Raw genomic sequence first — 14,286 nt, 5'->3', positions numbered from 1 at the left:
CGCATATATGCATATGCGGCTCCAAGGGACTAACTTCCGGTTGGCCCGATTTTTGAACGAGCATGAGCATGACACCGAGCACACAACCCATCCGCTTTTTCCACCACGGCCGGATCGTCGACATCAGCGGCGTCCACCCGACGCGCTCCGTGCTGGACTGGCTGCGCGAGGATGCTCGCTGCACCGGCACCAAGGAAGGGTGCAATGAGGGCGATTGCGGTGCATGCACCGTTGTGATCGGCGAACTGGCCGAACCCGGCGAAAAGGGCGCGATCGGCGGATTGCGGTTGCAGACCGTCAATGCCTGCATCCAGTTTCTGCCGACCTTGCACGGCAAGGCGCTGTTCACCGTCGAGGATCTCAAGGCGCAATGCAGCCAGGGCCGTGAGGCGCACGTGCACGACAAGCACCCCGTGCAGCGCCTGCATCCGGTGCAGCAGGCGATGGTCGACTGCCACGGTTCGCAATGCGGCTTCTGCACGCCGGGCTTCGTGATGTCGCTCTGGTCCACCTATGAGCACCATCAGGCCGATGGCACGCGGCCGACGCGGCAGCAACTGGCCGACGATCTTTCGGGCAACCTCTGCCGCTGCACCGGCTATCGCCCCATCCTCGACGCCGGTCAGCGCATGTTCGACCTGCCTGATGCGCGCCTGGACACCCAGCCTGTGGTGAAGGCGCTCAAGAGCCTGCAGCACGAGAGCACCTTCGAATACACCGCGCCCTTGGGCCAGCGCATGGACCACTTTCATGCGCCCACCACGTTGGCCGAGTTGGCGGCGCTGCGCATGGAAAAGCCCGCGGCGCAGCTTCTGGCCGGGTCGACCGATGTGGGCCTGTGGGTGAACAAGCAGTTCCGCGACCTGGGCGACATCATCTTCGTCGGCGATGTGGCCGAAATGAAGACCATCGAGGAGCGGGCCGACGAGCTTTATCTCGGTGCCGGCGCATCGCTCGAATCCGCCTTTGCGGCCTTGACGCGGCGTGTCCCCAGCCTGACCGACGTGTGGCTGCGCTTTGCCTCGCCGCCGATCCGCAATGCCGGCACCATCGGCGGCAACGTCGCCAACGGCTCGCCCATCGGCGATTCGCCGCCCGTGCTGATGTCCCTCGACGCCGAAATCGAATTGCGCCGGGGCGAGCACGTGCGCCGCATGCCGCTGCCCGATTTCTATGTCGACTACATGAAGAACCGCCTGCTGCCAGGCGAATTTGTCCAGGGGCTCGCGATTCCTCTCGCCGCGCTCCAGCGCCAGATCCGGGCCTACAAGATCAGCAAGCGATTCGATTGCGACATCTCCGCCCTGTGCGGCGGATTCGCGGTCACCCTGGACGGCGATGTCGTGAAGGAAGTTCGCCTGGCTTTCGGCGGCATGGCCGCGATCGTCAAGCGCGCCGCGCAGGCCGAAGCCGCCCTTGTCGGCAAGCCCTGGACACAGTCCAGCGTGAACGCCGCCAAGCTCGCGCTGGCGCAGGATTTCAAGCCCTTGACCGACATGCGGGCAAGCGCAGACTATCGACTCCAGGTGGCGCAAAACCTGCTGCAACGGCTTTGGCTGGAAACGCGCACGACCGATCCGTTGCCGCTCGAAGCGACCAGCGTCTGGAGCGTGATGCCGCACATCGTGGCGGAAGGAGCCTGAGATGAACAAGCCATTGGACCCGAACCTCCTCAAACCGGCTGAGGCTTTTGCCGACTACCTCACCAACACCGCCGCACGCATCGACGTGGGCGCGGAAGCCAAGGCGCATGACGATGGCGCGCGCGTGGGCATCAGCCGGCCGCACGAATCGGCGCGGCTGCACGTGGCCGGCGAGGCGACCTACATCGACGACATCCCCGAACTTGCGGGCACGCTGCATTGCGCGCTGGGTCTCTCGCCCGTGGCCAACGGCCGGCTCAAGGACATGAAGCTCGATGAGATTCGCAGCATGCCCGGCGTGGTGGCGGTCATCACCGCCGCGGACATCCCGGGCAGCAACGATTGCGGATCGATCGTGCACGACGACCCCATCCTCTGCAGCGGTGACATCCGCTACATGGGCCAGCCCGTCTTCGCCGTCATCGCCGAAACACGCGATGTCGCACGACGCGCCGCCGCCCGCGCTAAGGACGCGCTCGACATCGAGGCCGCGCCGCCCGTCCTGACGCCGCAAGAAGCGCATGCGAAAGAGCAGTACGTCGTGCCGCCGATGCACGTCGTGCGCAGCACGAACGAAGGCGGTGCGAAGGCGGCCATTGCCAGGGCGCCGCACCGGCTGAAGGCCGAGCTCGACGTCGGCGGCCAGGAGCAGTTCTATCTCGAAGGCCAGATCAGCTACGCCATCCCGAAGGAAGGCGGTTCGATGCATGTGTATTGCTCGACCCAGCATCCGAGCGAGATGCAGCATCTGGTGGCGCATGCGCTTCATCTGCATGCCAACGAAGTGCACGTGGAGTGCCGTCGCATGGGCGGGGGCTTCGGCGGCAAGGAATCGCAATCGGCGCTCTTCGCCTGCGTGGCATCCGTCGCCGCCAACAAGCTGAAGCGACCGGTCAAGCTGCGGCTGGACCGGGACGACGACTTCATGATCACTGGCCGGCGCCATTGCTTCTGGTACGAATATGAAGTCGGCTACGACGACGAAGGCCGCATCCTCGGCGCCGAGATCACGATGGTCTCGCGAGCAGGGCACTCGGCCGATCTCTCGGGTCCGGTAATGACGCGCGCCCTGTGCCACTTCGACAACGCCTACTGGCTGCCCAACGTGGCCATGCACGGTTTTTCGGGCAAGACCAACACGCAAAGCAACACGGCCTTCCGCGGCTTTGGGGGTCCACAGGGTGCCATTGCGATGGAGAACATCCTGGACACCGTGGCGCGTGAACTGGGGCGCGATCCGCTGGATGTGCGCCGGGTCAATTTCTACGGCAAGGGCGAGAACAACGTCACGCCCTACGGCCAGGTCGTGACCGACAACATCATTCATGAACTGGTCGACGAACTGGAGACCAGCAGCGACTACCGCGCGCGCCGCGAAGCGATTGCGGCTTTCAACGCCGCGAGTCCGGTTCTCAAGCGCGGCATCGCACTCGCGCCGCTGAAGTTCGGCATCTCGTTCAACGTCAAGCACTTCAACCAGGCCGGCGCGCTGGTGCACGTCTACACCGACGGCTCGATCCTCGTGAACCACGGCGGCACCGAAATGGGGCAGGGGTTGAACACCAAGGTGGCGCAGGTCGTTGCGCATGAACTGGGCGTGAGCTTCGAGAGCGTGAAGGTCACGGCCACCGATACGCAGAAGGTCGCCAACACCTCGGCCACCGCGGCATCGACCGGTGCCGACCTGAACGGCAAGGCCGCCCAGGATGCCGCCCGGCAAATTCGCGAACGCCTGGCCGCATGCGCGGCCGCACGCCACGGCGGCGACGCTTCGGCGGTGCGCTTTGCCAACGACAAGGTCGAAGTCAACGGTCGCACGCTGCCCTTCAGTACGCTGGTCGGCGAGGCCTACCTCGACAGCGTGCAACTGTGGTCCGACGGTTTCTACGCCACGCCCGGCTTGAGCTGGGACAAGGACAAGATGCAGGGCCGTCCCTTTTTCTACTATGCCTATGGCGCGGCGGTGAGCGAAGTCATCGTCGACACGCTGACGGGTGAATGGAAGTTGCTGCGCGCGGACATCCTGCATGACGCCGGCAAGTCGCTGAACCCTGCAGTCGATATCGGCCAGGTCGAAGGCGCCTTCATCCAGGGCATGGGCTGGCTGACCACCGAAGAACTGGTGTGGCACCCGAAGACCGGACTGCTGACCACGCATGCGCCCAGCACCTACAAGATCCCGACCGCGAACGATTGCCCGCCGGTGCTCAACGTGCGGCTTTACGAAGGCGAGAACTTCGAGGATTCGATCCACCGCAGCAAGGCCGTCGGCGAGCCGCCGCTGCTGCTGCCGTTCTCGGTGTTCTTCGCGATCCGCGACGCCGTGTCGGCAGCGGGCGAGCATCGCACCGATCCACCGCTGCGCGCGCCTGCCACCAGCGAGTCGATCCTGCGTGCGATCACCGCGGTGCAGAACGCGGCTGCCTGAGGGCGCTTTCATGTGAAAGCCGCGCTGTATAACTGCCCGCACCTACCAGACCTACGCGGGCAGCTATGAGAGACCAGGCGCTTCTAGACAAGATTGATCTTCATCTCATCAGGGTTCTTCACACCGTGTTGACCGACCGCAGCGTTTCGCGTGCCGCCATCCGATTGGGGATGTACCAGCCCGCCGTCTCCGCAGCCCTGAAGCGGCTGCGCGAGCTCTCGGGCGACCCGTTGCTGGTGCGCTCGGGCTCGGGCATGGTCCCGACCGATGCGGGTCTGCGGATGATCGAGCCGGCTGCCGCCATCCTGCGGTCCGCCGAGGTACTGTTCAGCGACGCGCGCGGCTTCGATCCGCAGACGGCCGCCACCACTTTTCGCATCGCGGCGAGCGACTACATGGACCCGCTCTTCCTGCCGCAACTGGTGGCGCAGATCAAGAGCCAGGCGCCGCTCTGCCAGATCGAGATCCATCCGCTGTCCTCGGATTCGGACTATCACGCGCATCTCTCGCTCGGGCAGGTCGACGTGGTGATCGGCAACTGGCTCAAGCCGCCGGAAGACCTGCACATGGCGCGGCTCTTCGGCGACGACATCGTCTCGCTGGTCAACAAGGACCATCCGGCTGTGCGCCGCGGATGGGACCTGGAAAGCTGGCTCTCGGCCGAGCACATCGCGCCGACGCCCACCCATCCGGGCGCGCGCGGGATCATCGACCAGATGCTCGACGACATGGGCCGGCAGCGCAACATCACAGCGCGCTGCGCGCACTTCGGGCTCATTCCGGACATCGTCGCGTCGAGCCTGCTGGTGCTGACCACCGGCCGCCAGTATTGCGAGCGCTTCCTCGACCGACTGCCGGTCGCGATCCTCGAATGCCCCGTGCCGCTGCCGCGCCTCATGTACTACCAGCTCTGGCATGAGCGCACCCATTCATCGAGTTCGGCGCGCTGGCTGCGCGAGCGGGCCAAGTCGGTAGCGGCGTCGTTGCGGCCCATGGCGGCCCCCGGCTCCGGCCCCGAATAGAACAGTTTTTCGCGCCGGCGTCGCGATCAAGACAACCCACGCCATCGACACACACAAGCACTCGGAGACAAGACGATGAACCGGACAGATCAGATGCTCGACCTCAGCGGGCAGGCCCCCCCACGCCACGCGGCCCCGCAGCAAGCCTCTGCCAAGGGCTGGGCGGAACGGATGTTCAAGCTTGAAGAACACGGCACCACCGTGCGCACGGAAATCGTGGCGGGCCTCACGACCTTCCTGACGATGGCCTACATCATCTTCGTGAACCCGTCGATCCTCGGCGACGCGGGCATGCCGAAGGACGCGGTGTTCGTTGCCACCTGCCTGATCGCCGCACTCGGCACCGGCATCATGGCGCTGTATGCCAACTACCCGATCGCGCTGGCGCCGGGCATGGGGCTCAACGCGTACTTTGCCTATGTGGTGGTGCTGCAGATGGGCTTCACCTGGCAGGCTGCGTTGGGAGCGGTGTTCATCTCGGGTTGCCTCTTCCTGCTGGTGACGGTGTTCAAGATCCGCGAGCTGATCATCAAGGGGATACCGCATTCGATCCGGATCGCGATCACGGTCGGCATCGGGCTCTTCCTCGCGATCATTGCGCTCAAGAGCGCGGGCATCGTCGCGCCTTCCAAGGCGACCTACGTCACGCTCGGTGATCTGCACACGCCCGAAGTCGTGCTGTCGACGCTGGGCTTTTTCCTGATCGTGGTGCTTGACCGGCTCAAGGTGCCCGGCGCGATCCTGATCGGCATCATCGCGGTGACGGTGCTGTCCTTCTTCTTCGGCGGCAACACCTTTCATGGTGTGTTCGCGGCGCCGCCGTCGATCGCCCCGACCTTCCTGCAACTGGACATCAAGGCGGCGCTGTCGGGCGGCATCCTGAACGTGGTGCTGGTCTTCTTCCTTGTCGAACTGTTCGACGCCACCGGCACGCTGATGGGCGTGGCGCGGCGCGCGGGCCTGCTGGTGCCGGGCAAGATGGACCGGCTGAACAAATCGCTTCTCGCCGACAGCGGCGCGATCTTTGCGGGTTCGCTGCTGGGCACGTCGAGCACGACCGCCTATGTGGAAAGCGCCGCGGGCGTGCAGGCAGGTGGCCGCACGGGGCTGACGGCGCTCACCGTGGCCGTGCTGTTCCTGGCGGCGCTGGTCATTTCGCCCCTGGCAGGTGCAGTGCCGGCGTATGCGACAGCCCCGGCCTTGTTCTTCGTGGCCTGTTTGATGCTTAGGGAATTGACCGAGCTGAATTGGGACGAAACCACCGAGACGATCCCCGCGGTCGTCACGGCGCTCACCATGCCCTTCACCTATTCCATCGCCAACGGCCTGGCGTTCGGCTTCATCACCTATGCGGCGCTGAAGCTGTTCACGGGCAAGGTCAAGGAGGTGCACTGGATGGTGTGGCTCATCGGCGGAGTCTTCCTCTTCAAGTTCATCTACATAGGCGGGTCATGAAGCGACCCCCAGGCTTTGCGCACTTCGTGTCGCTACGCCAACCCCCTCACCGGGGGCGACACCGGTGGCCCGGCGAAGCCGGTTCCACGGTGTCTCTGGACTGGAATTACCCGATTTCGGGGGTGTAATACGCGCATGAAAAGGCAGGCACAGCCATGAAAATCCACAGACTCCAACTTGCGCACATCACCAAGCGCTATCCGGCGGTCGTCGCCAACAGCGATGTTTCGCTCACGGTGGCGGCCGGCGAAACGCACGCGGTGCTCGGCGAAAACGGCGCCGGCAAGTCCACGCTGATGAAGATCATCTATGGCTCGGTCAAGCCGGATGAGGGCACGGTGATGTTCAACGGCCAGCCGGTGAACGTGCGCAACCCGCAGGAGGCGCGGGCGCTGGGCATCAGCATGGTTTTCCAGCACTTCAGCCTTTTCGACACGCTCACCGTCGCCGAAAACGTGTGGCTGGGCCTGGACAAGAGCCTTGCGCTGGCGGAAGTCGCGCGGYGGGTCGAGGCCAAGGCCGGCGAATACGGGCTGGACATCGACCCCTCGCGCCCGGTGCACACGCTGTCGGTCGGCGAGATGCAGCGGGTCGAGATCATCCGCGCGCTGCTGACGGACCCCAAGCTGCTGATCCTCGACGAGCCGACCTCGGTGCTGACGCCGCAGGCGGTGCAAAAGCTCTTCGTCGTGCTGAAGAAGCTGGCGTCCGAGGGCTGCAGCATCCTCTACATCAGCCATAAGCTGCATGAAATCCGCGAGCTGTGCACGGCCTGCACGGTTTTGCGCGGCGGCAAGGTGACGGGGGTCTGCAACCCGCAGAACGAATCCAACGAATCGCTCTCGCGCCTGATGATTGGCGCGGAGCCGCCGCCGCTCACGCACCGGCCGATCCATGCAGGTGCTGTGGCGCTCGAGGTCAAGCGCCTTTCGCTGGCGCGCGAGGATCAGTTCGGCGTCGATCTGGACGGGATCTCGCTGGACGTGCGCGCCGGCGAGGTGGTCGGCATCGCGGGCGTGTCGGGCAACGGGCAGAAGGAACTGCTCTATGCCTTGTCGGGCGAAGACACCCGTGCGGAGTCCCGGATGATCGAGGTGTTCGGGCAGCCTGCCGCGCACTTCAGGCCACGCCGCCGCCGCGCGCTGGGGCTGCATTTCGTGCCCGAGGAGCGGCTGGGCCGCGGCGCCGTCCCGACGCTGGGTCTGGCGCACAACCTCTTGCTCACGCGCAGCAATGCGATCGGCAAGGGCGGATGGATTCGCACACGCGCGCTGAACCAGCATGCCAGCGACATCATCAAGCGCTTCAACGTCAAGGCCGGAGGGCCGGGCGCTGCGGCACGCTCGCTGTCGGGCGGCAATCTGCAGAAATTCATCGTCGGCCGGGAGATCGACGCCAATCCGAAGATCTTCATCGTCTCGCAACCGACCTGGGGCGTCGACGTGGGCGCCGCGGCGTTGATTCGCGGCGAGATCCTCGCGTTGCGCGACGCGGGCTGCGCAGTGCTGGTGGTGAGCGAAGAACTCGATGAGCTCTTCGAGATCAGCGACCGCTTGTACGTGATCGCCAAGGGCAGGCTGTCGCCGTCCATCGACCGCGCCGCTGCGACGGTGCCGCAGATCGGTGAGTGGATGAGCGGGCTCTGGGACAGGCCGCACAACGCCGCCGTGGCGTCGCCGGAGGTGGCCCATGCTTAAGCTCGAACCCCGCCCACAGCTGTCGCGCTTCTGGAGCTACGGCTCGCCGATCCTGGCACTGCTGATCACGGTGGTGATCGGCATGGTCCTTTTCGCGCTGCTGGGCAAGGACCCGGTCAAGGGCTTGCTGGTCTTCTTCTGGGAGCCGATCAAGAGCAGCTATGCGCTGGGCGAGCTGATGGTCAAGGCCACGCCGCTGTTGATCATCGCGCTCGGCCTGGCGGTGTGTTTTCGCGCCAACGTGTGGAACATCGGCGCCGAAGGGCAGTTCGTCTTCGGCGCCATGGCAGCCGGCGGCGTGGCGTTGCTGGCCGACAAGGAGACCAGCCAGTGGATCGTGGCCGGCATCCTGCTCGCGGGCATCGCGGGCGGGATGGTATGGGCGGGCATCGTGGCCTTTCTGCGGGACAAGTTCAACGCGAACGAAATCCTCGTGAGCCTGATGCTGGTTTACGTGGCGACGCTGCTGCTGGGCTACATGGTCTACGGGCCGTGGAAGGATCCGCACGGCTACAACTTTCCGCAGACCAAGACCTTCGAAGCGGTGACGCAGATTCCGCGGCTCATGAAGGGCTCGCGCGTGAGCATCGGCCTCGTCATCGCGCTGATTGGCGCAGCGGGGCTGTGGGTCTTTCTGTTCCGCACGCGGGCCGGGTTCGCCCAGCAGGTCGGCGGACTGGCACCTGCTGCGGCGCGCTACGCAGGCTTCTCGGCGCGGCGCGCGGTGTGGATCGCGCTGCTCACCTCGGGCGGTGCGGCCGGTCTTGCGGGTGCACTCGAAGTGGCGGGCCCGATCGGACAGCTCAACCCCTATGTGCCGGCCGGCTACGGCTTTGCCGCGATCATCGTGGCCTTCGTCGGACGGCTGCACCCGGTGGGAATGATCTTCTCGGCGGTGCTGATGAGCATGTTCTATATCGGCGGCGAGCTGGCCCAGTCGCGGCTCGGGCTGCCGAAATCGCTCACGGGGGTGTTCCAGGGCCTGCTGCTGTTCACGCTGCTGGCTTGCGACACGCTCATTGCCTATCGCATCCGGCGCAAGCTCGCGCCCAAGGCCGTGGCTGAACCCGGAACGTCTTCGCTGCAGGCCAGCACGCCGCTCACTGCGCCCGTCGCCCGTCCTTCCGAAGGAACTGCATGATGGAAAGCTACGCACTCCTCCTGGGGTCAACCCTGAGCGCCGGCACGGTGCTCGCCATTGCGGCGCTGGGCCTGCTGATCAACGAGAAGGCCGGCATCGTGAACCTCGGCGCCGAGGGCATGATGCTCTGCGCCGCCATCGCGGGCTTTGCCACGGTGGTCACGACGCACAACACCTGGCTCGGCTTCCTGGCGGGCATGGCTGCCGGTGCATTGCTGGCTACCTTCTTCGGCGTGCTGGTGATCTGGCTCAACACCAACCAGTACGCGACGGGGCTTGCGCTCAGTCTCTTCGGCGTCGGCTTCTCGGCATTCGCAGGCATCAACTTCGTGCAGGCCAAGCTGCCGGAGAGCGTGTCGTATGCGATCCCGGTGCTTGGCGACATCCCTCTGGTCGGACCGGCGCTGTTCCGGCATCACCCGATGGTGTATTTCGCGGTGGTGCTGACCTTCGGGCTCATCTGGTTACTCTATCGCACGCGGGCGGGACTGGTGCTGCGCTCGGTCGGCGAATCGCCGGAGTCGTCGCACGCGCTGGGCTATCCGGTACGGCGCATTCGCTTGACGGCGGTGATCGCCGGCGGCGCGCTGTGCGGATTGGCGGGCGCTTATCTCTCGACGGTGTACACACCCCTGTGGGTCGAAGGCATGGTGGCCGGACGGGGTTGGATTGCATTGGCACTGACGACTTTCGCGACCTGGCGGCCGGTGCGCGTGCTGCTCGGCGCATACCTGTTCGGCGGTGTCTCCATGCTCGGTTTTCACCTGCAAAGCACTGGCGTCAACGTGCCAAGTCAATTCCTGAGCATGCTGACGTACGTCGCGCCGATCGTGGTGCTGGCATTGATCTCGCGCAACCCCGCGTTCATTCGCGTGAACATGCCCGCTTCGATAGGAAAACCGTTCTACCCCGGCTCATAATCTCGCGTTTCCGTTTTCCGTTTCGCTCTGTTTCTCTGCCAACCTGTCCTTTGAGGATTTCAAGAAATGAATGATCTGAACAAGCGTTCCCTGCTCAAGCTGGCTGCCCTCACGGCAGTGGCTTCGGCCGCCCTCATCGGCTGCGGCAAGAAGGAAGAAGCCGCCGCACCGGCAGCAGCACCCGCGGCGCCGGCACCCACTGCCGCTGCGCCGGCACCGGCTCCGACCGGTCCCCTGAACATTGCTTTCGCCTACGTCGGCCCGGTGGGCGACGGTGGTTGGTCCTTCGCGCACGACAACGGCCGCAAGGCGCTCGAAAAGGAATTCGGCGACAAGATCAAGACCACCTTCGTCGAAAGCGTGCCCGAAGGCGCCGACGCCGAGCGCGTGTTCCGCGACATGGTGAGCCAGGGCAACAAGCTGATCTTCGGCACGACCTTCGGCTACATGGAGCCGATGCTCAAGGTCGCAGCCGACAACAAGGACGTGAAGTTCGAGCACGCCACCGGCTACAAGACGGCCGAGAACATGCGCACCTACGACAGCCGCACCTATGAAGGCGCCTACATGGCCGGCATCGTCGCCGGCTCGATGACCAAGAGCAACACGCTGGGCGTGGTCGGCTCGGTGCCGATCCCCGAAGTGCTGCGCAACATCAACAGCTTCACGCTGGGCGCGCAATCGGTGAACCCGAAGATCACGACCAAGGTCGTGTGGGTGAACGAATGGTTCAGCCCGCCGAAGGAAACCGAAGCCGCCACCGCGCTGATCAATGGCGGCGCCGACGTGCTCTTCCAGAACACCGACTCGCCCGCCGTGCTCAAGACCGCGCAGGAAAAGGGCAAGCGCGCATTCGGCTGGGATTCGGACATGACTGCCTACGGACCGAAGGCTCACCTCGCCTCGGCCGTCATCAACTGGTCTCCGTATTACATCAAGGCCACCCAGGACGTGCTCGACGGCAAGTGGACGACCGGCCAGAGCTGGTGGGGCGTGAAGGAAGGCGCGATCGATCTCGTCTCGATCGCCGAGGACGTGCCTGCCGAAGCCAAGGCCAAGGTCGACGAAGTCAAGAAGGGCCTGAAGGACGGCACCTTCTCGATCTGGAAGGGCCCGATCGTGGATCAGGAAGGCAAGGAGCTGGTCGCCAACGGCGCCGTGGCCGACGACAAGTTCCTCACGGGCATCAACTTCTACGTCAAGGGCGTGGAAGGCAAGGTTCCGGGCGGCGACAAGAAGTAATCGGCGACCCGGTTCTCCGGCGCAAAGGGTTGTCCTTGGGCAACCCTTTTTCATTTCAGCTTTCTCATTTCAGATCCGGCAATGATTGAAAGACAACTCTGGCATCCCGTGGCGCTTGTCGATGACGTGGCGAACGCGCCCGTCGCGGTTCGGCTGCTGTGCGAAAACATCGTTCTGTGGCGCGACGACAAGGCTGCCGTGCACGCCTGGCCCGACCGCTGCCCGCACCGAGGCGCTCAGCTTTCGCTGGGGCGCGTGGTCGACTGCGAGGGCACTGCGCACCTTGAATGCCCCTATCACGGCTGGCGCTTCGAGGCGGGAGGCCATTGCACGCAAGTGCCCGCTCTGCCCGCGTTCGTCCCTCCGGCGACACACCGCGTTACACCGCACGCAGCGCATGAGGCGAATGGGCTGATCTGGGTTCAACTTGCGGCGCCGGAAGGGAGCGGCGATGAATTGCTGCCCACGTTCGCCGCAGAAGCCGATGCGAGCCTTCGCAAGATCGACTGCGGACCCTACGACGTCGAAACCAGCGCTCCCCGCTTGATCGAGAACTTTCTCGACATGGCGCATTTCGGCTTCGTGCATGAAGGCTGGCTGGGTGCGCGCGACATGGCGGCGATCGACGACTACCGCGTCGAAGCCACGCCCAACGGCCTTCTTGCCACCGGGTGCAAGGCATGGCAGCCGCAGTCGACCGTCAATTCGACCGCGCCCGCGCAGGTCGAATACACCTACGAGGTCACTGCGCCGTATGCGGCGGTGCTCACCAAGGTGCCCGACGCGGTGAGCGTCGGCATCGGCGACTACCGCGAATCGATCGCGATGTACATCTGCCCGATCGACGCCGAGCGTTGCCGTGTCTGGTTCCGCTTTGCGACGGCCGACTTCGAGCGCGACGAGGCTTCATTGCGCGCGTTCCAGGACACCATCTTCCTGCAGGACAAGCCGGTGCTCGAGTCGCAAAGCCCCAAGCGCCTGCCGCTCGATCTCCGGGCCGAGCTTCACACCGTGGCCGACAAGGCCTCGTCCATTTACCGCCGCCATCTCAAGACGCGCGGCATTACCTTCGGAGTCTGCTGATGAATATCTCCAAGTTCCGGCCCACCCGGCACGCAGTCCGCGACGTGCCTGCCGACCGCCTGCCCGCGCTGCTCGCCGCCATGCCCAAGGCCGAACTGCACATACACATCGAGGGCTCGCTGGAGCCCGAACTCATCTTTGCGCTGGCGAAGCGCAACGGCGTCGCCATTCCGTATGCGAGCGTGGAAGACCTGCGCCGCGCCTACGCATTCACGAACCTGCAGAGCTTTCTGGACATCTACTACGCGGGCGCCAGCGTGCTGCTCAAGGAGCAGGACTTCTACGACATGGCCTGGGCCTATCTGGAGCGCGCCGCTGCGGACAACGTCATCCGCACCGAGATGTTCTTCGACCCGCAGACCCACACCGAGCGCGGCGTGTCGATGCAGACGGTGATTGACGGGCTGCACCGCGCCTGCGTCGAGGCCAAGGCCAAGCTCGGAGTCGATGCCGAACTGATCCTGTGCTTTCTGCGGCACCTGAGCGAGGAAGACGCTTTCGCGACGCTCGAGCAGGCGCTGCCGTTCCGCGATCGCTTCATCGGCGTCGGCCTCGATTCGAGCGAACTCGGCCATCCGCCCGAGAAGTTCGCGCGGGTGTTCGCTCGTTGCCGTGAGCTGGGTTTTCATCTCGTCGCGCACGCGGGCGAAGAGGGACCACCAGCCTATATCTGGAGCGCGCTCGACGTGCTCAAGGTCGAGCGCGTCGACCATGGCGTACAAAGCACCAAGGACGCAGCGCTCATGAAGCGGCTCGCACACGACCGCATCCCGCTGACCGTGTGTCCGCTGTCGAATCTCAAGCTCTGCGTTTTTCCCGATCTCGGCCAGCACAACCTACGGGAGTTGCTCGATGGCGGTCTGGTGGCGACGGTGAACTCGGACGACCCGGCTTATTTCGGCGGCTACATGAACCAGAACTTCATCGAGACCTTTGCCGCCACCGGCCTCACTGCGCAGCATGCTTGGCAACTGGCCGCCAACAGTTTCGAAGGGAGCTTTGTCGAGGCGGCGGCCAAGCGTGCCTATGTCGACCGGCTCAACGCTGTGTTCGACGGCTTCGCCTGAGCGGCGTGTTTGAGTTCGTCACGTCGGGGACGTGGGTTTGGGTTTCGTCATCGTTTCGCCACGGACGAGGGTTAACGTCCAAAGGGTTTTCCCTTATCCCTCATCCAAAGGATTCGACATGAAACTCTCGCAGATCACTTGGGGCGCACTGCTCGCGGCGTGCGCCGTTGCCAGCGTCCAGGCTCAGACCGTTCAAGGCCGCAGCCGTGCCGATGTCCAGGCCGAGGCCATCGCCGCAGCCCATGCGCCCAACCAGAACGTGACGCGCGGCTCGCGCGGTGCCGAAGCCTTCACGCCGATGGCCGACCCTGAAAAGGTGGCGCAGCAAGCGATCGCAACGGCGCATGCACCGGACCAGAACGTGACGCGCGGTTCGCGCGGCGCCGAGCCCTTCACGCCGATGGTCGACCCGGCTGTCATCAACGCGCAGGCGATCGCCGCCGCTTCGGCGCCGGATCAGAACGTCGTAGGCGGCTCGCGCGTCAACAGCCGAGTCATTTCAACGATGCAGAACCCGGCGACCGCTTCCAAGTAGAAAAGATTCCATTGAAAGAAAAAGGGGCGCGGCCTGGGCAGCGCCCCTTTTTG

General features: G+C 64.8%; 11 protein-coding genes. All 11 read left to right on the top strand.

What is annotated here, in order from left to right:
• Window positions 1-62 precede the first annotated feature (62 nt).
• The 11 genes from xdhA (at window position 63) to AC1DMA_RS24550 (ending at window position 14,233) form a co-directional block, all read left to right on the top strand.
• Entirely contained in the window at window positions 63-1,643 is a 1,581-nt protein-coding gene (gene xdhA / locus AC1DMA_RS24600; RefSeq protein ID WP_478145780.1) for a xanthine dehydrogenase small subunit, read from the top strand.
• Between the two features lies 1 nt (window position 1,644).
• Window positions 1,645-4,071, top strand: a complete 2,427-nt coding sequence (gene xdhB, locus AC1DMA_RS24595) for a xanthine dehydrogenase molybdopterin binding subunit (protein WP_478145779.1) — start codon at window positions 1,645-1,647, stop codon at window positions 4,069-4,071.
• A 65-nt stretch (window positions 4,072-4,136) separates the two neighbouring features.
• On the top strand, window positions 4,137-5,093 hold the full coding sequence (locus AC1DMA_RS24590) for a LysR family transcriptional regulator (protein ID WP_478127126.1): 957 nt from the start codon (window positions 4,137-4,139) through the stop codon (window positions 5,091-5,093).
• A 171-nt stretch (window positions 5,094-5,264) separates the two neighbouring features.
• Complete coding sequence (locus tag AC1DMA_RS24585; protein WP_478145882.1) at window positions 5,265-6,548, top strand: NCS2 family permease; 1,284 nt, start codon at window positions 5,265-5,267, stop codon at window positions 6,546-6,548.
• A gap of 155 nt (window positions 6,549-6,703) precedes the next feature.
• Window positions 6,704-8,245, top strand: coding sequence for an ABC transporter ATP-binding protein (locus AC1DMA_RS24580; RefSeq protein WP_478145778.1), 1,542 nt, complete (start codon window positions 6,704-6,706; stop codon window positions 8,243-8,245).
• Entirely contained in the window at window positions 8,238-9,386 is a 1,149-nt protein-coding gene (locus tag AC1DMA_RS24575) for an ABC transporter permease (RefSeq protein WP_478145777.1), read from the top strand. Before AC1DMA_RS24580 ends, AC1DMA_RS24575 begins: the two co-directional genes overlap by 8 nt.
• On the top strand, window positions 9,386-10,306 hold the full coding sequence (locus AC1DMA_RS24570; protein WP_478145776.1) for an ABC transporter permease: 921 nt from the start codon (window positions 9,386-9,388) through the stop codon (window positions 10,304-10,306). The genes AC1DMA_RS24575 and AC1DMA_RS24570 overlap by 1 nt, the downstream gene beginning before the upstream one ends.
• 66 nt (window positions 10,307-10,372) lie before the next feature.
• The gene (locus AC1DMA_RS24565) at window positions 10,373-11,548 is read left to right on the top strand and encodes a BMP family ABC transporter substrate-binding protein (RefSeq protein ID WP_478145775.1); all 1,176 of its coding nucleotides are present in this window, start codon (window positions 10,373-10,375) and stop codon (window positions 11,546-11,548) included.
• Between the two features lie 81 nt (window positions 11,549-11,629).
• The gene (locus AC1DMA_RS24560) at window positions 11,630-12,631 is read left to right on the top strand and encodes an aromatic ring-hydroxylating dioxygenase subunit alpha (protein ID WP_478145774.1); all 1,002 of its coding nucleotides are present in this window, start codon (window positions 11,630-11,632) and stop codon (window positions 12,629-12,631) included.
• Window positions 12,631-13,698, top strand: a complete 1,068-nt coding sequence (locus tag AC1DMA_RS24555) for an adenosine deaminase (protein WP_478127120.1) — start codon at window positions 12,631-12,633, stop codon at window positions 13,696-13,698. Before AC1DMA_RS24560 ends, AC1DMA_RS24555 begins: the two co-directional genes overlap by 1 nt.
• Window positions 13,699-13,816: 118 nt before the next feature.
• Window positions 13,817-14,233 (top strand): hypothetical protein, encoded by a 417-nt coding sequence (locus tag AC1DMA_RS24550; RefSeq protein ID WP_478145773.1) that lies wholly within the window; start codon window positions 13,817-13,819, stop codon window positions 14,231-14,233.
• The last annotated feature ends 53 nt before the right edge of the window (window positions 14,234-14,286 follow it).

The sequence above is a fragment of the Variovorax sp. 05N34 genome (assembly GCF_056397405.1).
The sequence above is the reverse complement of the archived record's forward strand: the minus strand, read 5'-3'. Positions and strand labels throughout refer to the sequence as shown.